The sequence below is a fragment of the Actinoallomurus acanthiterrae genome (genome assembly GCF_054775715.1).
Map to the genome: position 1 here is coordinate 4808114 of NZ_BAAHCO010000001.1, position 22077 is coordinate 4830190.

Genomic DNA, 22077 nt, shown 5'->3' on the forward strand with positions numbered 1-22077 from the left:
GAACCTTTCAGCCGGAGCCGATCAGTCGGATGAAGAACGGGAACCCGATTAGCACCACGAACCCGAGCATCAGCAGAGAGGTCGGCACCCACATCGCGGTGGTGCGGGCGTTCGCCTCGGCACGGGTGGCGGCGGCTGCCTCGTGGCGCATGGCGGTGATCTTGGCGGTCAGGACGTCGTGCATCTTGGCGCCTTCGGCCCCGGCGATCTGCGCGCTGTGCGCCAGATCCACCAGGTCACGAACGCCGATGCGCTCGCCGAGTTCGGCCAGGGCACGCCAGGGTTGCTGTTGCCCGCGCCGGGCGGTCTCGAGAGCATCGGCGATGCGGCGGAACGGCCAGGCCTCGGCCACGGTGACGGGGCCTTCCAACGCGGCGTTCAACGCCGCACCGGCCTCGCGTTCCAGCAGCACGAGTTGGAGGTAGCAGGCGAAGGCGTATCGGAACTCGCTGCGTCGGCGGCGTGCCTCGGCCCGTACGTTCACATCCGGGATGAAGGACAGCCCGAACGCCGACGTCAGCACTGCGAGCACCGGAAGCGCCCACGGCAGCGAGGCTCCCATCACCGTCAGCGCACCAAGGAACAGCGAGGGGATGATGATGCCGGCGATGAGCAGGGCGAGCTTGTCGAGCATGAAGCGTTCGGCGGTCCGGTCCAGCAATGCCAGATCCGTACGCGGCAGCGCGAGCAGGCCGGCTGGGCGGGCCAGATGGGTGGCGAGCCAGCCCCCGACCCGCTCAGATCGCCCCAGAACCGATGCCGGCTCGGCGGCAGGATGCAGGCGGGTGGCCTGGATCCGGGCCAGCGCCACATCCAGCCGAGGCGGCGCCGGCCACACCTGCCAGGCGATGATCAACACACCCGCAACGGTGAGACCCGCGGCCAGGACAGCGAACGCGATCACGATACCGCCTCCCGCCGACCGCCCGCCGCACCACCCGCGACGTCGGTGGCCTGGAGCAGGCGGGTGCCGGTGCTGATGGTCGCCAGACGCCGCATCCACCACAGCCCACCCGCGTACAAGCCGGTCACCCCCGCCAGGACAAGCTGGCCCACGGGCGTGTCGTAGGGGGCGGCCAGCGTTCCCGACGCGATGAACAATCCGGTCAACGCCCCCACGGAGATGACGATGACCAGCAGGGTGGTGCGCAGGGAGGCGCGTTCGGCCTCGACCTCCCGGCGGACGCGCACCTCCTGGGCGACCGCGTCGGCCAGGGCGGTGAGGGCTTGGCGGGTGCCGGGCCCGCGCCGTTTGGCCGCCAGGATCAACGCGGTGGCGATCAGATCCCCGACGGGGTCATCCAGCTCGGCGGCGAAGGCCCGCAACGCCTGTTCGGTGCCCGCCCGGTTCTTCAGCCGCTCGGCCAGCAGGGCGACCGGCTCGCGGATCGGGGTGGGGGCGACGCGGAGGCTGTCGGTGAGTGTTTGTTCCAGGCCGCGGCTGGCGCCCATCACTTCGGCCAGCCGCCGCGCCCACGCCTCCAGTGCCTCCAACCGGACGATCCGCTGCTGGGCCGCACGCCCGGACAGCATCCGCGGCAGCACGTAGACCCCGGCGGCCACCGCGAGCGCGGCCACCGGCCACCCGAGCACCAACAAGACCCCCAGCCCCGCCGCGACGGCGGCGAGCAGCCGGTTACGACGGCTAGGGTCGCCTGCCGAGTGCAGGAATTCACGCCAGCGGGCCGGTGGCCGCCCGGACGTGGCCTTGGCCGGGGGGACGCCGGTGAGGGCGCGGACGGTCAGGAGGACGCCGCCGGCAACACACAGCCCGGCCAGCCCGGCGACGAGCAGCATCATCGGGACCACCCGCCCTCGTCACCGAGCCCGGACCGGCCGCCGTTCGGCCCACTCGAAATCAGTGCCGGGTCCAGTCCGTAGCCGACGAGGTCGTCGAGCAGATCGGCGCTGATGTGCCCGCCTGCGGGGACGGCGCGTCCGTCGGGGCCGGGGATGAAGACGCGGTTGCGGGCCGGTTCCGGGCCGTCGGCGGGTGGGCCGGTTTCCATGATCTCGGTGACGAACCGGGCGTTCGTGTGCGGGTCGCGTTGCAGGTAGACGATCAAGGGTTCGGCCAGGCCGAACATCAGGTGCAGGTCTTCGGGACTGAAACCGAGGCCGGAGCGGCGCCCGAGCTGGATGACGCGGTTGAACACGTGCTGTGGGCGGTGGACGTGGAGCGTGCACATCGAGCCGCGAGCGCCGGAGTACATCACCTCGAGCATCGGCGCGAGTTCGCCTTGGCGGGCTTCGCCGACGATGACGCGGTCGGGGTTGAGGCGCAGGCTGGCCGGGACCAGGTCTTGGAGGGTGACTTCGCCGGCGCCTTCGGAGTTGGCGTGGCGGGCTTCGAGCGCGACGACGTCGTGGTGGCGGTGCGCCAGCCGCGGGTCATCAAGGAACAGCTCGAAGTCAGATTCGAGCGTGATGATGCGCTCATCCGGGTCGATCTCGTTGGCCAGGGCGCGGATGAGGGTGGTCTTGCCGGTGTTGACCTCGCCGGCCACGATGATGTTCCGCCGCGCCCGTACCGCCGCCCGCAGGAACGCCTCAACCGCTGGGGTGAGGGTGCCGAGTTCGGTGAGCTGGTCGAGGGTGACGTCGACCAGGCGGTGGATCCGCAGCGCCAGGTGCGGGCGGCGCGAGACCCAGTGCACCACCGCCAGCCGCACCCCGTCGGTGAGGGCGACGTCGAGGAGGGGGGTGGCGTGGGAGAACTCGCGGTTGGAGTTCCCGCGCCTTGCCAGCAACTGGATCCACTCGATGAGTTCCTCATCGCTGGCCGCGACCGGCGGGCCGGCCTGTTTGGTGCCGTTGGTGTAGGTGACCCAGGTCTGGTCACAGCCGTTGACGACGATGTTCTCCACATCGGTGCGTTCCAGGAACGGCTGCAGCACCCCCAGCCCGTACCGGCGGTCGAAGATCAGGCGGGTGAGGTACTGCTGGGCTTGTGCCGTGGGCATCGGATGGCCGGCCGCGGCCTGCTCATGCGCCCACCCCTGCACCGCCCGCACGATCGCCTGTCGCGCGTGCGCGCGGTCGAGGTCGTCGCTGAGCACATCGACCAGCTGCTCGCTGATCTGCCGTACCGCCGCCCACCATGCGCGGTTGTCCGGTTCGGCTGCATGGGCGTCGCGTGAGCCGTTCACCAGCCCGGCAGAGGTCAGGTCCGCGGTTGGCTGGATGGTGGTCGGTGACCAGCCGTAGCGGGTCACCCGGCACCTCCTGGAGTGGTCTCCCGGGTCGGCAAGGCTTCGGGGTGGAAGGCGCGTTCTTCGACCAACCGGCGGATCTCGTGACCGAGGTTTCCCGCCGTGCGCATCAGCAGGCAGGTGCGGAACGCCAGGCGAGGACGAGCCCCGTCTGACAACACCTTCGCATCAGCCGGAGCGTACGGAAGCTCGGCCAGCACCGGAAGCCCGAACAGCACTCGGCTCACCTCGGAAGCGGGGTAGCGGCCGGACTCGATCAGGCACAACGCCACCGGCACCCGCCAGTTCAACGCCCCCAATAGGGCGTCCAAGCGGGGCTGGGCGGCGTCGACCTGCGCGAGCGTCCCGCGCAGCACCATCACCACCACAGCCGCGCCCGCCAGCAACCCCATCGGGGTCTCCGGACCGCCGACCCGGCCGACATCGGCGATCACATCGACCTCGCACGCGGCGAACCGTTCGGCCAGCGGCTGCCAAAGCCGGGCGAGCTGGGAGGCATGCCGGGGGTCACGGATTCCGTGCAGGAGCCGCGCCCGGCCGTGATCGGCCAGCCGGATCGTGTAATCCTCCACCCACCCCGCCTCGTCCTCACCCTCACGACCGGGCGACATCGCCAGGCCCAGCAGCCCGGGGCCAGGCGGGCCATCGAGCCGCTCAGCGAGATACCCGGGCAGAATCCGCCGGCCCGCTGGGTCGCACTCGGCCAGCACCACCTCCCGCGGCCAGCCCAGCGCCAGCGCCAATGCGGTCGTCGTCACCCCCGGCGATCCCCCCGGCGAACACAGGCAATACAGCGCCATCACGACCCCACCCGGCTGGTCACGACCAACGCGACCCGCCCCGCAGCAGCCAGCCGCGCGACCGAGCTGGAATCGCCGTCAGCGACCAGCAGGGACACCGTCACTGATCCGTCGGCATCCGGGCTACCGACCGCATCGACCACTGCTGCGACGTCCTTGCCGGGTGCCGGACTGGCCTGACCGGCCTGACTGGTGGCGTCTTCTTGAGCCCCGGTGGTGGCCACGATCCGAACTTGTGATCCGGGCTCGAGTCCCCGGGGTGGCAGCTGGCTGGGTTTGAGCGCCACCGCGACCAGCGCCTGCCCCGGGCCTGGCGTCAGCTGCGTCGTCACCTGCGAGGCCGTCAGCAACGTTCCGGCCCGCAGCCCGACCGCCGCACGCCGCCCAACCACCTGGCCCAACTGGTCGGCCGGAATCGTCTGCACCCCGAGTCCGAGCGCCACTGCCGTGGCGTCCAGATCCGCGCGGGTGATGGGCTGACCGACCGCCACGTCCCGCGCCACCCGTACCACCGACACCCGATCGCTGACGGTCTGGAACAGGTACACGTTCGCCAGCACACCCAACGCCAGCAGCGCCACACCCGCAGCGATCCACCCCGGACGGCGCTGCCGGGCCAACCGCACTGGGCCACGAGTCTGGTTGCCGGCTGCTGGTGCCTGCGTACGGATCGCCGTGCTCGACCGCCGCCCACTCGTGCCTGCCGCCATCTCGCCACCCTTCATCCGTACAGCCCTTGCCCTTCGGCCACCTTGAGACCGAAGACGGTCGACCGGCTGATGTCCGGGAGCGTCCCGCCGGCACCCCCCGAGCCTGTCCAGGCACCGGACCACACCACCGTGACCGTCACCCGATAGACAGCGCCAGGCTCGGCGACCGAGGACCGGCGGTAGGTGTAGGAGCAGTCGGTGTGCTGCGTGGACGCGGGCTTGGCCGGGTCGTATGTCGTCCCCGGGCCGTCGCAGGACACTGGGGGAAGGTCGGAGCCGGGTTTGATGACCAGGCGTCTGGGCGTGGCCGTCACTTGTGCCCACACCGACCCCGTCGACGTCCTCCTCGACGTCGCGTGCCACTGACTACGTGGCACCCATACCCATTCCGGAAGGCCGACCAGCCCTTGAGATCCGCGTGGGGGTGCGGTCCGTGCGTCGGGTATGGGCAGGCGGAGGTCTTTCCAGGCTCGCTGAGCGAGTTCCTGCGGTGTTACGGTCGGCGTGGATTTCGGGTCGGCTGAGCAGATGACCGGGGTGCCGGGTATGACGCCGAAGGTGTCGGCGACGGCGCCGGCAGCCGCTGCCTCCGCGCAATAGGTGGGAGTTTTTTCGCGATTCGATTTTCTGTCGTTCGTCCCTGCCTCAGATTTCTTGCCGACGCTCGTGGTGTGAGATCCTGGCTGCGCTGCATCGATGTGATATCCGAAGGGGTCCGCCCATCCGGCTGCTTCCCCCGTGGGCCCTCCGTGGCCGTGACTTGCGAGCGCGTTTCCGGCCGTGGAAATAAGCGCATTCGCCGTGATGCATGTCACGCTCAGGAAGCGTGACACGCTGCGGGGTATTGCTTGAGGCCTGATACTCGCCATTGGCCATCACCACCTAGGGTCATGTCCGCGATGAGATTTCTGCTAGCTGTGCCGCGAGTCCGAGGAATCAGTTGATGATTCTTAGCGTTGGCCAGGCCAGCGTTTGAAGCGTCCTGGCAGTCGTGGATTTTTGCGCTCGTCGCGGTGAGATCCACGCGGGTCACGTGCAGGACGGGCTTGCCCCACGGCTCTTCGTGTTGTGATTGGTGGATCATGAGCTGGCGAATCTCCCAGTCCAGGTATTCGCCGGTGACGTAATCCCTCATGATTGATCGAGCTTGCTCCGGCGGCGCGAGGACCGCCTTGTCCGCAGCTTCGTAGAAGGCTGTGTAAGCGGCGATTGCGGCGTCCCTTGCCGTCTGCGGCGACGACGTGGCTGAACCTGGTGCGGCGGCTCCACTCGTCGGCCCTTGAGGCGGGGTCGTTACGGGAAAAGCGACAGTGGAACGGTGGCCACCGCAGCCCGCGGTGAGAGGACTGATTGCAAGCGCGCCGATAAGGATACTCAAATGTCGACGGTTCACCCGAGTGCTCGGCTTCGGGGCCGGTGTGGAGGGTGCCTTGGTGCTCACCTGTCGCATCGGGCGGCCACCGTTTCCATAGGCCGACATTGGTTGCAATGCCTTATTCGCGTGCGATAGCGCGGGCGCCTTGTGGTCACGGATGAGAGGTGGGTTTGCTTGGTATTTCTTGGAGCGTTCATTTTTGCACCTCTGCGGCTTCCAGCGCGTGTTGCTTTTTGGTGATGCGGGTGAGTGTCCGGGAGACGTAGGACAGATCGACGTCGACATCACGCTCGGCGAGCCATCTTTGGACCGCTGCGGGTTCGTAGGAGCCGGCGGCTGCAGCGGCGTAGGCGACGGCGCGGCGCTTGCCGCCACGCTCGGCGGCCAGGGCAGTCAGCCGCTCCGGCGGCAGTTCCTCTTCACAACCGGCGGGCGGAAGCAGGAGGAGCTCCCGTTGCGCCTGTGCGATGGCGTCTGCCGGGCGGGTGATGTTCTGGCGGATTGCGACTTTGAACGCCGCGTAGGTCTCCTGAAAGGCGAACATCCACCGCAAGAGCCGGAAGCGGGGTAGCGGGTCTTCGAGCGCTTCGGCCTGGCGAAGGTCCGAGCGGCGCAGCCGGGTCAAGATGTTGTGCCACATCAGGTACGCGGCGACACTCGCGCCGGCGAGATAGTCAGCGGCCAGGGTGGACCGGCCGGCGTGTTTGGCGCCCTGGTAGTTGGCGCAGGCGGCAGCACCGATGAACGCCATCGTCATCAAGCGCGACAACGCAGCCGAATCGTGGTTCAGTACCGCCCACAGCGTCAAAGTGGCCGCGGCCAAGGTGCCGCCCTCGAGCGCGATCGGAGGGATCGCCAGCCACCGACCGTTCAGCCTCAGCACGTACCGGCCGAAATCTACTTGTCCGCGCAGCGCCATCGCCTCGATAGCGGCCAAGACACCGAGGAAGGACACGAGAGCGATCAGCGCGGCAACCGGCACCCGCCACCGGCGAGCACCCGGTATGTCCGCCATCGATCCGACCCTCCTCTCACCGCCTTGGAGTGCCACCCTCTGCCCAAGCAGAACGCAACAGTGACCAACTCACAACAGACAGTAACCGAGTCGGATCACCCGCACCTCATCAAGCAGCACCGCGATCAATTACTAAGAGTAGTCAGAGGTGACTGTTGGTGGCCAGACGTGGCCATGACGGAACGTCAAGGGTGGTTGTAGCGTGGTCCGTTCCGAAGAGACGGGGCAGGGACTACCGGGGATGAAGTTTCGGGTTCTTGGGCGCTTCGAGCTGATCAGCGAGGAAGGGACACGTGTCGTCACGCGTACGCTGGCGCGCGGCGCGTTGCTCACGCTGACGCTGGACCGTAACCATGCTGTCCCCCCGGATCGCCTGATCGACCTGCTGTGGGGCGCGGTGGCTGAGGCCGATGACCGACTGCCTTCTCTACGTAACTGCGTGTGGAACCTCCGCCAGGCCCTGCCGCCGAACCGGCTTCTCACCGACGATGTCGGCTACCGGCTGCGCGTCAACCCCGACGACGAAGTCGATGTGGACCGCTTCCGGGCGCTGTACCGGCAAGGCTGCACGGCGTTGAACGACGGCGATGCGACCACTGCGGCACGCTCGCTCGAGGCGGCGATCGCCGAGTGGGAAACCGGCCAGCTCGCCGAGCTACTCCCATCGACTCCCGCCATGGCCTCGCTCATCACCGGGCTACTCCAAGAACGCCGGGATGCCCGCAACGCATTAGTGCGAGCTCGGCTGGCCTTGGGCCGGCATCGGGAACTGCTGCCCGAGCTGCGAACGACCCTCACCGCCGAGCCGGAAAACGAGCAACTCTGGGCCGATCTGATGCTCGCCCTGTACCGGTGTGGTCTGCAGGCTGACGCGCTGCAGGCGTTCACCGAAGCCCAAGCTGCCCTCGCCACCCACATAGGAGTCGAGCCGGGACCGATCTTGCACGCGCTACGGCGCCGGATCCAAGGCAACGACCCGGCCCTGCGCCTCCCAGCGACCGCGGATCCCGTGACGCTCCACAAGACGGGCCAGGCGGTGCCGCCACGTCAGCTCCCGGCGGATTTGGCGGACTTCACCGGCCGGGAGGAGGAGGCGGCCGAACTAATCGCGTTGCTGTCGCCGATCTCGCTGGCGACAGCACCCCGTGTGGTCCAGATCAGCGGACCACCAGGGGTCGGCAAGACCGCACTGGCCCTGCGGGTCGCGCACGCCGTCGCCCACGACTACCCCGACGGCCAGCTCTACCTCCGGCTCACCGGAGCATCACCGGCCCCGCGGAAGACATCGGAGCTACTGGGGGAAGTCCTGCACGGCTTGGGGATGGCGGCGTCGGCAATCCCGCCTACGCTCGCCCAGCGCGCCGCGCTGTTGCGGACGCGGCTGGCGGGTCGGCGCATGCTGCTCGTGCTCGATGACGCTGCCTGGCCGGAGCAGATCCAGCCGCTGCTTCCGGGCGCCGCCGGATGCGCCGTCATCGTCACCAGCCGCGCCCGGATGCCGGGCGTCGCCACCGGTCGCTCGATCAACCTGGCACCGCTCGACCATGCCGAAGCACTGCACTTGCTGACCCGCCTGGCCGGACATGAACGAGTGAGCGCCGATCCCGAGGCCGCCGACGCTGTCATCGAAGCGTGCGGGCGGTTCCCGCTCGCGGTACGGATCGTCGCTGAGCGCCTGGCCGCGCGCCCGTCGTGGCCCATCGCCTACCTCGCCCACCGCCTGGCCGATGAAAAGACCCGGCTGGATGAGCTGGTCGCCGGGAACCTGGCCGTCCGTGCCAGCATCGCTCTCAGCCATCAGACCCTTGAGCCTGCGGCACAGCGGGCGTTCCGGCTGCTCGTCCTCGCCCCGGCGGGGGAGTTCGCGGCCTGGGCCGGCGACGTCATCCTCGGCGAACCGGCAAGCGACCTGATCGGCACACTCGTGGATCGCTCCCTGCTCAACAGCACTGGAATCGATCCGCTCGGTCAACCCCGCTACCGCTTCCACGACCTGGTACGGGAGTACGCCACCGAGCTCCTCACCGCAGACCCCGACGCCGACGCCGCACGGGAACGCCTGATGAACGCATGGCTGGAGCTGGCCGACATCGCCGATGCTCATATCCCGCGTGGCCTGCACGCGCCTCCACGGACTCGCCCGCCGCTTCCCATCCGCCTCGTCCCCTCGTATCTGGCGGAGCGGATTGTCGCCGATTCCGAAGGTTGGTTCGCGGCCGAACGCACGAACCTCTTGGCCGCCGTCGAGTCCGTCTGCAGTATCCCAGACGGGTATCGGCAAGGCCGCGAACTGGCGCTGCGGCTGGCCGCGTTCTTGCACCTGCGCGGCTGCCACGAGGACGCCGAACACATGTGGACCGCGATCGCGCAGGCCGCCGAGTCCGCCGGGGACACGGCGTTCGCGGCGCGAGCGTGGCTGCGGGCCGCCATCGTCCTCGCAGGCGACAGCGGCGACCCGGGTGCCGCACTGCCGCTGGCCGAGCGATGCATCACCGCCTTCGAGCAGGAGAAGGATCACCTGCGGCTCGCTCGCGCCTACGGACTGCGCGCCTACTGCACCGGTGCCCGAGGTGACCTGCCCGCGGCCAGAGCCGATGTCGAGCGCGGCCTGGCCCTTGCGCGGCAGACCGGCGACCAGCACGCGGAGTTCTTGTGCCTGCGGGTCCTGGGGGGAACGCTTATACGCCTCGGTCGTCATGCCGAAGGCCTGGCCCGCTGCCAGGAAAGCCTTGACCTGGCTCGCAGCCTGGGAAACACCCGCTACGCCTGTGTGGCACTGCACTCGCTCGCCAAAGCCCACCTGCTGGCCGGCGAACCCGACGCCGTACTCGACCTGTGCCGCCAAGGACTCGACCTCAGCACTGATGGCCGCGAACCACTGCGCGCCTACTTTCACCACCGAGCCGGACTGGCCTATCAGACCCTGCATCGTCATGACGCGGCGATTGAGTCCCTCACCACCGCAGCGGAACTGTTCGGGGCCCGTCATGATGACTACCAGCACGCCTGCTGCCTACGCGCACGCGCCAAAAGCCACCAGGTCACCGGCCACAACGATCAGGCGACCAGCGACCTGGAGAAAAGTGTCGCTCTATTCAGCAGCCTTGGCCGTACGGATCTGGAGAACCAGGCACGCGAAGAACTCGCCCGATGTCAGCGTTCACTATAATGGCGCTGCAGGCAGTGTCTTTTGGTGCAAGTCCAGTTTCAGGGAAATTGCCTTGTGATGCCTTGAAAGTCGGCCGATAATAGATGTCGGACCCGTCGAGCCCTTGGAATTGAATACAGGGCATCGGTTCAGCCTCGCATACAAAGGGCGGGCGACGTGCCATTGGAGGCCGGTGCCTCAAGTGGCAGATTGTGGGGCCTGTATCTGCTGCGAGGTCCTATGGGTCGGCCCGCTGTGGCTGCCGCCACGAGGCTGTTTCCTTGGGCGTGACCGTGGCCACGGTGGCCGTCGTTATGCCAGTTGGTCTACCGCTGGTATGCCAGCTTGCCCACCGCCCAGGCCGGTAGAGCGCGCACGCACTAACACTGCAGGTCGGAGCTGATCTGCCTATGCCGATGGCTCACCCGACTCCTATAAAGAACCCCTCTATCGAATGACGGCCGCCGCCGTGCCGGCCAACCGTCATGCCAGGGCTGGCCTCTCATCGGCCTGCCTCGAACACGTCCCGCAAAATCATCACCCATCATTATTCATTCGCGAATTCGGCCGACGACTCTCATGTGGGGTCGCTGAAAAAGCCGATCCGGCGAGTCCGATCTGAATGCCAACGGCACCCTAGAAAGAGTCTTGAAAACGAATACGAAATGACGTTTGGCGGCCATGGTTGGCGGGGTATTATTGATGCAACGAACAAAAACGACCGATTCCCAACGGGGGGACGCGATGACCGTGACGATGGATCAATTCGACGGCGAATTCAAACACGTCACCGCCGCCGCCGTCCGGCAATACGACGTGATCTTGGGTGGTGCCCGGATGGTCAAAACCCCGCCGGTGACCGACAACGGCCGCGTGACCATCGCCACCGCGCACGGCACCGAAACATTCGACACCACCGCGCCGGTTTACGTGTACCGCCCCGCCGCCGGATCCGCCGACGACGGTTGCACCCAATGTGGTGCCGAACCGGGTGAGCCGTGCACGGCGGATTGTCTTGGTTGTGCGTTGCTAGATGACGCGGCCGGTACCGCCATCGCGTGACATGCGCACCCGTTGTGCCGCACCCGGCCGGGTGCGGCACAACGGTGTTACGGATCCACGCCACGAAACCCGCGCGCCACGTGTCTGCGGCTGCCCGGGTGATCAGGTCCCGCGTTGACGCGCGGGAAACGGGCCGGGGACATGACCCCGCCGGATGACGTCCCCCGTATCACCGGGTGCCGCGTGACACGCTGTCGGCACACATCGGCCCGGTCACCCCGCCGCATGCGGGGTGACCGGGCCGATGTTGTTTCCCCGGGCTGGTGCCGGGGGGCCGCCGTTGCCGGGTGCGCGGTGGTGCCGGTGGCCCCCCGGATGACCGCCACCGCCGCACCACCCGGCGGGCGCGGACCTCACCGGTGACCCACGTCCGGTGATGGCGGGCAACGCCCATCGCGGACGGCACGCCGATCACCCGCGCGGCGTGGACATGATCGGATGACCGGTCATCGGCCCCGGGCGGTGGTCGCCCGCAATCCCCCCGGGGGGGGGCCGTAGATGGTTGATCGCCGCGCGGGGGGTGATGGCGTGTAGCCATCGTGGTGGCGACCGGTCAACCGGCGCGGGGCATCACCAATCGAACGCGGTGCACACCGGGCCGCAATCGCCGCGTTGGTGGGGGCCGCCGGGGGCGTAGTGCGCGGCGATGGCGCGCCGCCGTTCGTCCTCACCCCGGGCGCGGTCGCCGGTGCGGGCGGTGCGCGGCGGCGCGCCGTCGTGGAGCTGGTCGCATCGCGGGCACGCCCCGTGCGGCATGCGCCGTCCGAACGGCAACGGCGCGTGGGTGTGATCGATCAGGCCGCGCGCGGCGCGGTCGGCGCGGCGGGCGTCGCATCGGGGGCATTGCCCGGGCGGGCGTAGCGGGTTGAACGGTTCGGCCGGGTGGTTGTGCCCGGCCGCTTTCCCGGTGCTGGCATTCATCGCATCCCCGTGGATGACGGTTCGTGTTTCGGTGTCGTGCTACGTCTATTGGAACTCGTCGGCGCATGAAGTCAAGTCACCCGATCGAGTCGATTAACGGCTGGACTCGATATCGGGCCGGTAAGGAACTCCAGCCGTTAAAGACTGGCTACCGGCGCGGGTGGCCGAGGTGATGTTCTTCAGTCCCCGGCGACATCCGGCTGCACTTGACTGCGGCGCGTTTATCGAGGTAGAGGGCATGATCGTGGGCGTGGTGGAGGTGAGGTAGTCCAGCCGTTCCGGTAACCGAGAAACCGGCGTGGCCCTATTGCGCGGACGCCGGGTGTCGAGAAATGGTCGAGCTCCACACGACAGGAAACGGCACCAAATGAAAGGTGCCGACACCGACTGAAAGGACCCGGCAATGACCGCCACCGACACCCGCAACAACGCCACCGATAACGGCCCCGCCAATGACGCCGGGAACGGCGCGCAGACGGTCGGTACGGCGACCGGAACCGCCACCGCACCCGTTAGCCCGGTTCAGTTGGCCGGGGCCGTGTTGGGGGCGCTGAACGCCAACCCTGGCGCGTCGGTCGCGACCATCGCCACGGCGGCGGGCGTATCGATGCCCACCGCACGCCGCGCCCTGAACGAGTTGGAGGCCGCCGGGCACGCCACCCGCACGCCGGGCGGGCACCGGGACGGCAAACGCGTCCCGGACGCGTGGAACGCCACCTCGGCCACCGACACCCCCGGGACCACACCCGAGGCGACCGGGGATACCGCCACCCCCACCGGTACGCGCGAGACGACCGCCACCGAGCCCGATGACGACACCACCGCCCCACCCTCGGCCACCGCCGACATGCCACCGGTTGCCGAGGCCACCGGCGACGGACACCACAACGACACGCCCACCGACGGCGAGGCGGCCACTGATCCGGCGGACGCCCCGACCCCGGACGCCGGTACCCCGCCCGCGCAGGATGCCGCCCCGGCACCCGACGACGGCGAGGGATTGGATCCGGCGGCGGTCAACGAGGCGCGGGATGCCCTGACCGCCCTGGGGGATGCGATCACCTCGGCGCTGTCGGCCCTGCAGGCGGGTGACCGGACGGCGGCGCTGGAGGCGGCCGAGACGGTCTACTCCGGATCAGGCCGGTCCCGGCGTTTGGTGCGGGCTGCCGCGCACCGGCGGCCGCGTGGCGCGTCTGGGGTGGCGCATTCCGCGCCGGGGCAACTGCGGGAGAAGGTCGCCGCGCATCTGGCCGCCCACCCGGGCAAGGAGTTCACCCCGCACGAGATCAGCAAGGTGATCGGGCATTCAGCCGGGGCCATCGCCAACGCCCTGGATCGGCTGGTCGCGCTCGGGCAGGCGATGGAGACGTGTGAGCGTCCCCGCCGGTTCGCCGCCACCGAACACGCCGCCGCCACCGCGACCGCCTGAACCCGTCTCGGGCGGGCGTCCGCCCCTTACCGGGCCGGTACGCCCGCCCCCGGTCCCCCCGGAACCGACGATGCGCCTAGGGAGATCACGATGACGACCACCACCACACCCACCCCACCACCGGCCGCACCATCGGACACCGAGACCACGGCCACGACGACACCGCCGGGCACGCCGCCGGTTGTGCCGGTCACCGGGTTCGCTGTGCGGCACACGCCGACCGGACGGCTCGGCCAGGGCGAGTTGCGCCGTCAGGTGGCCGCCCACCTGCTGGCCAACCCGGGCAGCGATTTCACGCCGGGACAGATCGCGCGCGCGTTGGGCGACCGGTCCTCTGGTGCGGTCGCGAACGCGTTGGAGACCCTGGTCGACCATGGCCACGCGCAGCTGACCACGGCCAAACCGCGACGGTTCCGCGCCACCGACACCACCGCCGAGGCCACCAAAGGCGGGTCGGGGGTAACGCGCCCGCGCACCGCACCGGCCCAGAGCGCGTCGTCGGCCACGTCCGGCGCGCCATCCTCCGGCACGGCCACGCCGGGTAGGGCGGCATCGGTAACGCCATCGGCCGCCCCGGCCCTCGAGGCGGGTGGCGGGGTGCGGCGGCCGAACGGGCAGACCTACCACCCGCGCCAGCTCGCCGACCTGCCGGACGTCACCGCGCTGCGCAAACTCCGCACCGCCGGAATCCCCGCTCTGCTGTACGGGCCGCCCGTTATCCACGGGACCTGAGTCAGTCGCATCTATGTCATGAACGACCGCTCTTGGTGACGTTCTGTCATCGTTGTTGCCTTCTTATCCATGGGAGTGCAGCAACAAGAAGGAGTGATGCCTGGTGGCCTACAGTCTTGCCTTGCGTCCTGCGGGTGGGCGGCGGACGTGGACGGTGGTCGACGCGGACTACCGGACGGTGGCCCCGATCGAGGAGTGGTTGGAGGCTCATCGGTACCTGTGGTCGCCGAACACGGTGCGGGGCTATGCGACGTCGCTCGCGCAGTGGTGGACGTTTCTGGAGGAACGCGGTGAGACCGGCGGGTGGCGGGAGGTCGGCGTCCCGGCGGTGACGGGATTCTTGTCGTGGTTACGGAACGGCCGGACGGTCGAGCACTCGCTCGTCGACCCGGAGGACGTGCCCTCGCCGGAGACGCTGGAGGCTCGGCTTGCGGCGCTGATCTCGTTCTATCGGTGGCAGGAGGCGGTGTTCGGGGTCACGGTTGCGGGCCGGCTGCTGCGTGGGGCGCCACGGCGGGCTCCGGCTCGGGGACTGCTGGCGCACCTGGACGCCCGGTCGGCTCCCGCACCGTCTTGTCTCGTGAGGGTCCGCCGCAGCCGGCGCCGGGACCGGCCGCCTCTGCTGCTGCCGCAGCAGATTCAGGCGATCCTGGACGGCTGCGCTGTCTTCGACACCGCGACCGGCGAGTGGGCGGGCAACCTGCGGGACCGGCTGATCTTCGCCCTCCTTGCCGAGAGCGGCATGCGCCTGGGCGAGGTGCTGGGTATGCGGATCAGTGACTTCGTCATGGGTCGCGGGGATATCGCATTCATCGACATCGTGCCGCGTGAGGACAACGCCAACGATGCTCGGGTGAAGATGATGCGGCCCCGGCGGGTCTATGTCAGTGCCGATCTGGAGCGCCTGTTCGCCGACTACCTGACCATGGTGGCCTGCCGGGCCACCGAGTTGGGGTTGGAGGTGAGGCCGGACTTTCCGCTGCTGGTGAATCTGGCGCGGCCGCCGCTGTTGGCCGCGCTGCGTGAGGGGACGGTTCGCGACAAGGTCACGGCGTTGAAGAAGAGGGGGATCGGCCCGGCGGGGTGGACGCCGCACTGGTTCCGTCACAGCCATGCGACCGCGCTGCTGCTGGCCGGGACACCGGACTGGGTGGTTGCTCGGCGGTTGGGTCACGCCCACGTCCAGACCACGCTCGACCTTTACGGCTGGGTCCGCGAAGACGAGGCACTGCGGGCCGCGGCGAACTGGGTGTCCTACGCCGGCGGCTGGCGGGTGCAGCGGTGAGCAGTGAAGGCCCTCGCAGGCTCGGTCCTGCCGAGCACCTCGAGGAGGCCCAGCGGCTCTGGGAGGATCTCCCGCCGGCCTGGCGGCGCCTGGTTCTCGGCCCGGACCTCGACGGCTGGGAGGCCAGGGGGTGCGATCAGCGGCGGGTCGACTTGTCGGGGCTGTCCGATCCGTTCCCCGCAGAACTGGCCTGGATGGCGTACTGGCAGGTTACCGACGGCACCAAGGTCTCGAGCGAGGCGTTCAGCCATCTGGCTCTCATCCTGCGCCACGCGGCCCGGGACAACCATCCCTTCCCGGCTTCGATGCGTGCCCTGGACTGGGAGGCGGCGTCAGTGCTGCAACGCCGGTACTACGCCGCTCGCTGGGGACGGCTCCCACCCGAGCACGGCGCCCGCAGCACGCTGCGGGCGGTGTTCAGGTTCCCGCGGCTGGCGCTGCTGGCCCGCTGCCATGACGGGCCCTGGTGGGAACTGGACGATTGGCAGCCTCGGTGCGACCGGAGGATCCCGTTGTCGGCACGGAGCCGGCGGCGAACTACGGATGCTCGCCTGGGAAAATCGCTCTTTCCTGGTTGCGGGCCGCGGCCAAGTGGCACCTGGGGACGGTCTTGGAGTCGGGCACCCTGCGCTGGTCGACGGTCAGCCAGGAACGGATGGGCAGCATGCAGCGCCTGGACCGGTGGCTGACCGGCACCTTCGACGATCCGCGCCAGGTACTTGACGATCCACGCGCGGCGGCCGAGCAGGCCGCCGCGTTCGGTCGCTGGGACGCCGACCCCACCAACCGCATCACCACCGAACACCACCGCACCACGGCCGTTGAGCCTCGGCTGATCAACGACGACCTGCGGGCGGTCGCCGAGCTGTTCGCCTTCATGGCAGCCAACCCGACCGAAGCCCGCAGCGTGCTGGGGCCCTCGCCCTGGGAGCAGGTCACCCAGGCCCACGCCGACAGCTGGTTCCGTCAGGTCACCCGCATCCCGCGCCAGGCGCTCTTGGGCGCCCACCAGTACGTCGATGACCACGCCCTCGGACAGATCACGGCAGCGCTCCCACTCCTTGGCCTGCCGCAAGGCCAGCACATGCAGATCACCCGGGGCGACGGGCAGCAGATGAACGCCGAAGGCGTCGACGACCCGCAGGTCATGCGCATGATCCTGCTGCAGATCCTCACCGGACGGCGCGCCAGTGAGATCCGAACCTGCGACTTCGACTGCCTGTCCCCGGTGCCCGACGGGACCGTCGAGACCGCCGAGGGCCAGGACGTCGTCCGGTTCACCTACGCCCAGAGCAAGATCGACATCGCACCGGACAGCATCCTGGTCGACCGTGAGGTCACCGCGGTCATCGAGGAACAACAGGCGTGGGTCCGCCAGCGGTTCCCCGGACTGACCCCGGGCCGGCTGTTCCTGCAGCTCAGCGGGAACAAGAATGGCACCAAGCCCTATCCGCAAGGCACCTATAACTACAGGCTGCGCCAGTTCAGCGACCTGATCCAGATCCGCGACAGCAAAGGCCGGCCCGTCCGCCTCAGCCACACCCACCGGTTCCGGCACACCAAGCTGACCCGGCTCGCTGAACTCGGCCTGCCCGTTCATGTCCTGCAGCGTTACGCCGGGCACGCCAGCCCGTCGATGTCGATGCACTATGTCGCGCAACGCGAAGAGCACGCCGAACAGGCGTTCTTGGCCACTGTCAAGTTCAAGGCCGACGGCACCCGTCTGAACCTCTCCCGACAAGATCACGACAGCCTGCACCTGTTCGACCGCGCCGATCGGTTTCTGCCCCACGGCTGGTGCCTGCTGCCGCCGCTGCAGACCTGTGACAAGGGCAACGCCTGCCTGACCTGCTCGGTCTTCGTCACCGACGAAACCCACATCCAGACCCTCACTCGGCAACTGGCCGAGACCGAGTCCCTGATCGAACGCACCACCACCGCCTTTCACCAGCGCCACGGCCGTCCGATGCCCGACGACAACGTCTGGCTCGCCCAACGCCACGCCGAACGCGACGCCCTGGCCCGCTTGCTGGCCTCCCTGCAGGCCACACCACACCGGGCGGTGCAGGGCGCCGGATGCCGCACCACCGGCCCGGTCCCCCTCACCCTCGACCTGTCCCGCCATCGAAAGCCACGATCATGACCACCCGTGAACGACGCATCGCCACCCTGACCGCAGCCGCCCAAGCCAAGTCACAGGCCAAGACCAAGGCCGCCGAACAAGCCATCCGCACGCTCGTCAAGCGAGGCGAGCCGATCACCTTCCAGGCCGTCCAACGCGAGGCCGGAGTCTCCCACGCCTTCCTCTACGGCCACCCCGACCTCCGCGGCCGCATCGAGCGGCTGCGCGCGCAAGCCCGCCCGGCCCCGCCAGCACCCAGCCAGGAGGAAACCGACAACACGATCATCGCGACCCTGACCAGCCAGATCACCCACCTCAAGAGACAGCACCGCCAGGAAATCCAAGCTCTGCGGGCCGCCCTGGAACAAGCTCACGGAGAGAACCTGGAACTGCGGCGTCAACTCGCTCGTCGAGGCCTTCCCCGGCAAGATGCGATTACTTGAACGGCGGAACATAGTGGCGACGGGCGCCGCCGCGCCGCCAGTAGCACGGCGATGAACAGCGTACGTCCGCCGAGTCATGGCAGAGGGTGAACACCTCCTCGAACTGGTCCATGACCACCAGCAGTTCCGCCTCGGGCGGCTGGTCGACCAAGGCCTGGCGGACGATGCGATTCAGGCCGCGCACCTCGGTGGCCAGCTCATCACGCACCTGCCCCGGGGCGAGGCTGCAGAGGTGAGCGAGGTGCATCGCGCACTCATCCAGCGGATGCACGCCCGGCGTCAACAGCACCACCAAGGGGCTCTGGTCGCCGGCTGACGCCCGATCATCTTGCATCCGAGGGATCAGGCCAGCCCGCAACAGCGAGGACTTGCCCACCCCCGAGGCGCCGAACACCGTCACGAACCGGCGCTGCGCCAGCCGCGCCACCACCTCCTCCACACACATACGGCGCCCCACGGCCAGCCGAGTCGCCACCCTCTCCGCCGTCTCCGCACTCTGCGGCCTGCGCTCCCACTCCTCGACATCGCCGCCGCACGCCCGCACGTACGGCAGGGTCGGCAGCTTCCGGCCGCCAGCGGCATCCGACAGACTCCCCGCCGAGTAGTGCGCACGCCGTGCCAAGTCCCGGTACTGCGGGCTGCCCGCTTTCACACGCAACCGGCGCAGATCCGCGGCGAACGGCAGCAACGGGCCGTCGCCGGCCTCGACGGCCGTTCCGGGCGCGGCATCACCGGCGCCGAGACCGCCATCGCAGCCGTCCGGGATCTGGCCACCGGCGCCGCCCTGGACGACGCCGCCCTGGCGGCGTTCCTGGACGACAACGGCGGACTGCTGTGAGCCCGCGACGGGACGCCGCCGGCTGGACGCAGGCGGAGACCGACGTCGCGGACGTGATGATGTGGCTGCTCAGCAACCACGGCCAGGAGCTGTCCTACGACGACATCGGCAAAGGGGGTCGGGATCAAGAGCAAGCCCCGGCTGCAGCGGGCGGTCCGGCTGGTGCGGGTGATCGCCGCTGACCGCGGCGACCGGCTGGAGCGGTTCATGCCGTCGGCCGACCCCAGGCGCCGCCGGGTCTTCACCACCCGCTACATGCGCCAAGGCAACGGGGACGAGTTCAGCGCCCGGGATGCGATGGCGGCCGCGCGAGCGGCGATGACGTCGGTGAAGGACATGCACCGCGCGACCACCTTCGAAGCCGCCAACCCCCACTCGATCGCCCGGACCGAGTTCGGGGCGATGGCCCAGGCCGCCGAGGAGTGCATCACCAAGGTCGCCGGAATCGACAAGCTCGGGCCCCAGGCAGTCCGGCGCGAGAACACCAGCCTGCTCACCCAGATGATCGCCGACCTCGAAGCCCGCCTCACCGAAGCCGCAGGCTGAACCATGTCCACGATCCGGCTCGCCACCGAAGACGCGGTCGAACCCGCCGAACTGCTCCAGTTCGTCAAGGACTGGATCACCGCCGACGACCAGACCAAAGCCTCCTTCGCGGATTCGGCGGCACCGCGGGCTACGACGCGGCCGACCTCGGCACCGACACGGTCCCAGACTCAAATTATGGAGGCCTTGAGCTGGTTGTGCGCTATGACGATCGAACGTCCAGCTCCTGGACGAGCTCGTTCTGTTCTTCGTTAGTCCCAACGATTAGAATAGTGAAGTCTGCGACGGCACGACTGCGCAGCATGGACGTACCCTTCCATATTCCCTCCGAGGGTAGTCCAGTTCGAGTAGTAAACTCTATCCTTCTGCGGACGCTTGCTCGTCTCGTGCGTGCAGTAATCATTTTGAGTATCTACTGGCTTTCCATCTTCGGTGAACTGGGCCTCTTCCGCCCCACCGCTGCGCGGAATCGTCCAAACGCGTGCGAGACGAATCTCTCTATCAGAGACGATTATCGTCTGCTTCTTCTTGGCGGCCTCCACGACAGTGCACCCCAGATGCTGTCGCCAATGTCTGTCGTCGGCCGCGTCACTCATCGTCCCGTATTGCTTTTTATACTCTTCCCTTATTGGCTTTTGCCATAGCGCATTTCGTCGCATCTTCTCTTGTCGTTTTCTATTTTCCCGTGCCCCCGCTGTCTCTTCCGGCGCCCCCACCGTCTGTTCCGGCGCCCTCGCCGTCTGTTCCCGCGCCCCCGCCGTCTCTTCCTGCGCCCTCTTTTCTCGCCTTGCCTGTCGCCACGCCGCATATCTGTTCATCAATTAACTCCAAATCTTTCAATTATTCGAAACGGGCATAATGCGTGGAAATGCTGCGGTGTCGACCCCTGTGAACGCACCCCGAGCTGGCCTCAAATCCTGCCGAGCTCGGTGCGCGAATCCGCCAGCCGAACAGTGAGGTGATCACGGACGGGGTGGCGTGGCGGTGGTTGGTCCGTACGACTTCACGCTGGCGGCGATCGCCGCCGTGATCGCCGTCAGGACGCCGAAGATGATCGTCAGCCCCATGGCGACGCCGTTGCTCTTGTGGAAGCCGAAGACCCACCTGAGCTGAGCACCGAAGGTCGTGCTCCCCAGTAGCGGCTGCGCCACCAAGATCGCCACTACGTAAAGCACGCAAAGCGCGCACAGTGTCCACGCGCCGGAAATCCTGCGGGCGAGCGTGAACCCCGCTGCGACCAACAGCGACCCGGCGCCGATGACGCCGGTGAGCACGTTCTCCAACACCAGGCTGGACCAGCGACCGGTCGGCCCGTTGGCGTAGACGACGTTGTAGAGCGCGGACCAGACGAGCATGCCGGCGGTGAGCAGCGCCAGGATGCCGGCGATCACCGCCGCCGCGACGTTTTCCCTCGGCCTAGGGGGCGGCATGCCAGGGTGCGGGGGTGGGCTGGATGGGTGCCAGGCGAACTGGCCGGGGCCGTGGGAGGTCTGACCGTAGGGGTTGGGGCTGGGCTCCAACGGCGGGCTTGGCGCGGCCAACAGCGGCGGCATGGCGCTCTCGACCGCGGTGGCGCCGGCCGCCAGGAGACCATCGGCGTCTCCCGGTGCCGTGCCGAGACCGAGCAGGGCGAGCAGGACGTGCGGTGCGGTCGGCCTGTGGGCGGGCTCCTTGGACAGGCATGCGGTGACCAGCCCGGCCAAGGGCTGGGGAAGCAAGCTGGTGTCGGGGGCGGCATGCAGGATGCGATGCATCACCGCGGGTACGGTGTCGTCCCCGAAAGGGGAACGACCGGTCGCAGCGAACAAGATGGTGACACCCCAGGCGAACATGTCGGTCCATGTGCCGGACTCCTGGCCGCTCACTTGTTCGGGCGCCATGTAGGCGGGAGTTCCGACGACCTGGCTCGTCATGGTGGAGGTGCCGTCAAGAGCCCTGGCGATGCCGAAGTCGATGACTCGCGGACCGTCCTCACCCATCAGCACGTTCGGTGGCTTGAAGTCGCGGTGCACGACTCCGGCCTGGTGGATCGCCGCCAGCGCGGTGGCGGTGCCGATGGCCAGCCGCTGCAAAGCGGCACCTGTCCGCGGCCCCTCGTCACGGACGAGTTCGTACAAAGACGGGCCGGGCACGAACTCGCTGACGATGTAGGGCTGATCGCCATGGATGTCGGCCTCCAGCACCCGGGCAGTACAGAACTCGGCGACCCTCTCCGCGAACCCCAACTCACGCACGAACCGCTCACGCGCCTTCGGATCACGTGCGACATGAGTGCGCAGCAGCTTGACGGCCACCTCCCCACCGTCCAGCCCGCGCCCGGCATACACGACGCCCTGGCCACCCTCCCCGAGACGGCCGGTCAGCTCGTACCGTCCCAGCCATTCGGGATCGTCGGGTTGCAGTGAAACAGCCATAGTTGTCTATTTGACCATGCCGGAG

At 68.5% G+C, this 22077-nt stretch carries 22 protein-coding genes; 10 read left to right on the forward strand and 12 right to left on the reverse strand.

All coding sequences use genetic code 11. The features are described from left to right. Positions 1 to 7: 7 nt before the first annotated feature. From ACYVF7_RS23085 to ACYVF7_RS23120, 8 genes are all read right to left on the reverse strand, one after another. Entirely contained in the window at positions 8 to 904 is an 897-nt protein-coding gene (locus ACYVF7_RS23085; RefSeq protein ID WP_460344224.1) for a hypothetical protein, read from the reverse strand. Next, on the reverse strand, positions 901 to 1800 hold the full coding sequence (locus tag ACYVF7_RS23090) for a type II secretion system F family protein (protein ID WP_460344227.1): 900 nt from the start codon (positions 1798 to 1800) through the stop codon (positions 901 to 903). The genes ACYVF7_RS23085 and ACYVF7_RS23090 overlap by 4 nt, the downstream gene beginning before the upstream one ends. Further along, the gene (locus ACYVF7_RS23095) at positions 1797 to 3215 is read right to left on the reverse strand and encodes a CpaF family protein (protein WP_460344230.1); all 1419 of its coding nucleotides are present in this window, start codon (positions 3213 to 3215) and stop codon (positions 1797 to 1799) included. The genes ACYVF7_RS23090 and ACYVF7_RS23095 overlap by 4 nt, the downstream gene beginning before the upstream one ends. Beyond that, the gene (locus ACYVF7_RS23100) at positions 3212 to 3970 is read right to left on the reverse strand and encodes a hypothetical protein (protein WP_460344233.1); all 759 of its coding nucleotides are present in this window, start codon (positions 3968 to 3970) and stop codon (positions 3212 to 3214) included. Before ACYVF7_RS23100 ends, ACYVF7_RS23095 begins: the two co-directional genes overlap by 4 nt. 41 nt (positions 3971 to 4011) lie before the next feature. Beyond that, entirely contained in the window at positions 4012 to 4593 is a 582-nt protein-coding gene (locus ACYVF7_RS23105) for an SAF domain-containing protein (RefSeq protein WP_460344236.1), read from the reverse strand. A 140-nt stretch (positions 4594 to 4733) separates the two neighbouring features. Continuing rightward, the gene (locus ACYVF7_RS23110; protein WP_460344239.1) at positions 4734 to 5036 is read right to left on the reverse strand and encodes a hypothetical protein; all 303 of its coding nucleotides are present in this window, start codon (positions 5034 to 5036) and stop codon (positions 4734 to 4736) included. Positions 5037 to 5539: 503 nt separating this feature from the next. Then, on the reverse strand, positions 5540 to 5857 hold the full coding sequence (locus ACYVF7_RS23115; protein WP_460344242.1) for a hypothetical protein: 318 nt from the start codon (positions 5855 to 5857) through the stop codon (positions 5540 to 5542). A 433-nt stretch (positions 5858 to 6290) separates the two neighbouring features. Next, positions 6291 to 7112 carry a DUF2637 domain-containing protein gene (locus ACYVF7_RS23120; protein ID WP_460344244.1) on the reverse strand — a complete coding sequence of 274 codons (822 nt, stop codon included), beginning with the start codon at positions 7110 to 7112 and terminating at the stop codon, positions 6291 to 6293. Positions 7113 to 7353: 241 nt separating this feature from the next. Between ACYVF7_RS23120 and ACYVF7_RS23125 the strand changes: the two genes are divergently transcribed. Continuing rightward, positions 7354 to 10281 carry an AfsR/SARP family transcriptional regulator gene (locus ACYVF7_RS23125; RefSeq protein WP_460344247.1) on the forward strand — a complete coding sequence of 976 codons (2928 nt, stop codon included), beginning with the start codon at positions 7354 to 7356 and terminating at the stop codon, positions 10279 to 10281. A 723-nt stretch (positions 10282 to 11004) separates the two neighbouring features. Next, the gene (locus tag ACYVF7_RS23130; RefSeq protein ID WP_460344250.1) at positions 11005 to 11322 is read left to right on the forward strand and encodes a hypothetical protein; all 318 of its coding nucleotides are present in this window, start codon (positions 11005 to 11007) and stop codon (positions 11320 to 11322) included. A 570-nt stretch (positions 11323 to 11892) separates the two neighbouring features. Here the strand turns inward: ACYVF7_RS23130 and ACYVF7_RS23135 are convergent. Continuing rightward, positions 11893 to 12243 carry a hypothetical protein gene (locus ACYVF7_RS23135; RefSeq protein ID WP_460344253.1) on the reverse strand — a complete coding sequence of 117 codons (351 nt, stop codon included), beginning with the start codon at positions 12241 to 12243 and terminating at the stop codon, positions 11893 to 11895. Between the two features lie 403 nt (positions 12244 to 12646). On the opposite strand from ACYVF7_RS23135, the gene ACYVF7_RS23140 reads away from it, so the two are divergent. The 5 genes from ACYVF7_RS23140 (at position 12647) to ACYVF7_RS23160 (ending at position 18254) form a co-directional block, all read left to right on the forward strand. Next, a complete protein-coding gene (locus ACYVF7_RS23140) occupies positions 12647 to 13672 on the forward strand; it encodes a MarR family transcriptional regulator (protein ID WP_460344256.1) in 1026 nt (341 codons plus the stop codon). A gap of 90 nt (positions 13673 to 13762) precedes the next feature. Continuing rightward, entirely contained in the window at positions 13763 to 14404 is a 642-nt protein-coding gene (locus ACYVF7_RS23145) for a hypothetical protein (RefSeq protein ID WP_460344259.1), read from the forward strand. 103 nt (positions 14405 to 14507) lie between these two features. Further along, on the forward strand, positions 14508 to 15689 hold the full coding sequence (locus tag ACYVF7_RS23150) for a tyrosine-type recombinase/integrase (RefSeq protein WP_460344262.1): 1182 nt from the start codon (positions 14508 to 14510) through the stop codon (positions 15687 to 15689). A gap of 610 nt (positions 15690 to 16299) precedes the next feature. After that, positions 16300 to 17832: a tyrosine-type recombinase/integrase gene (locus tag ACYVF7_RS23155; protein WP_460344265.1), complete on the forward strand. Its 1533-nt coding sequence runs from the start codon at positions 16300 to 16302 to the stop codon at positions 17830 to 17832. Next, on the forward strand, positions 17829 to 18254 hold the full coding sequence (locus ACYVF7_RS23160) for a DUF6262 family protein (protein ID WP_460344268.1): 426 nt from the start codon (positions 17829 to 17831) through the stop codon (positions 18252 to 18254). Before ACYVF7_RS23155 ends, ACYVF7_RS23160 begins: the two co-directional genes overlap by 4 nt. Here the strand turns inward: ACYVF7_RS23160 and ACYVF7_RS23165 are convergent. Beyond that, a complete protein-coding gene (locus tag ACYVF7_RS23165; RefSeq protein WP_460344271.1) occupies positions 18247 to 18699 on the reverse strand; it encodes an nSTAND1 domain-containing NTPase in 453 nt (150 codons plus the stop codon). The two genes, ACYVF7_RS23160 and ACYVF7_RS23165, sit on opposite strands and share 8 nt — an antisense overlap. 159 nt (positions 18700 to 18858) lie before the next feature. Here ACYVF7_RS23165 and ACYVF7_RS23170 point away from each other — a divergent pair, with 159 nt between their 5' ends. From ACYVF7_RS23170 to ACYVF7_RS23180, 3 genes are read left to right on the forward strand one after another with little or no spacing between them, the layout of a single operon-like run. Then, complete coding sequence (locus ACYVF7_RS23170) at positions 18859 to 19092, forward strand: hypothetical protein (RefSeq protein ID WP_460344274.1); 234 nt, start codon at positions 18859 to 18861, stop codon at positions 19090 to 19092. Next, complete coding sequence (locus tag ACYVF7_RS23175; RefSeq protein WP_460344277.1) at positions 19089 to 19274, forward strand: hypothetical protein; 186 nt, start codon at positions 19089 to 19091, stop codon at positions 19272 to 19274. Before ACYVF7_RS23170 ends, ACYVF7_RS23175 begins: the two co-directional genes overlap by 4 nt. Further along, positions 19261 to 19638 (forward strand): hypothetical protein, encoded by a 378-nt coding sequence (locus ACYVF7_RS23180; protein ID WP_460344280.1) that lies wholly within the window; start codon positions 19261 to 19263, stop codon positions 19636 to 19638. The genes ACYVF7_RS23175 and ACYVF7_RS23180 overlap by 14 nt, the downstream gene beginning before the upstream one ends. A gap of 251 nt (positions 19639 to 19889) precedes the next feature. On the opposite strand, the gene ACYVF7_RS23185 is transcribed toward ACYVF7_RS23180, so the two are convergent. Both ACYVF7_RS23185 and ACYVF7_RS23190 read right to left on the reverse strand, forming a co-directional pair. After that, a complete protein-coding gene (locus ACYVF7_RS23185) occupies positions 19890 to 20456 on the reverse strand; it encodes a hypothetical protein (protein WP_460344283.1) in 567 nt (188 codons plus the stop codon). Positions 20457 to 20600: 144 nt separating this feature from the next. Then, positions 20601 to 22052, reverse strand: a complete 1452-nt coding sequence (locus ACYVF7_RS23190; RefSeq protein ID WP_460344286.1) for a serine/threonine-protein kinase — start codon at positions 22050 to 22052, stop codon at positions 20601 to 20603. Between the last annotated feature and the right edge of the window lie 25 nt (positions 22053 to 22077).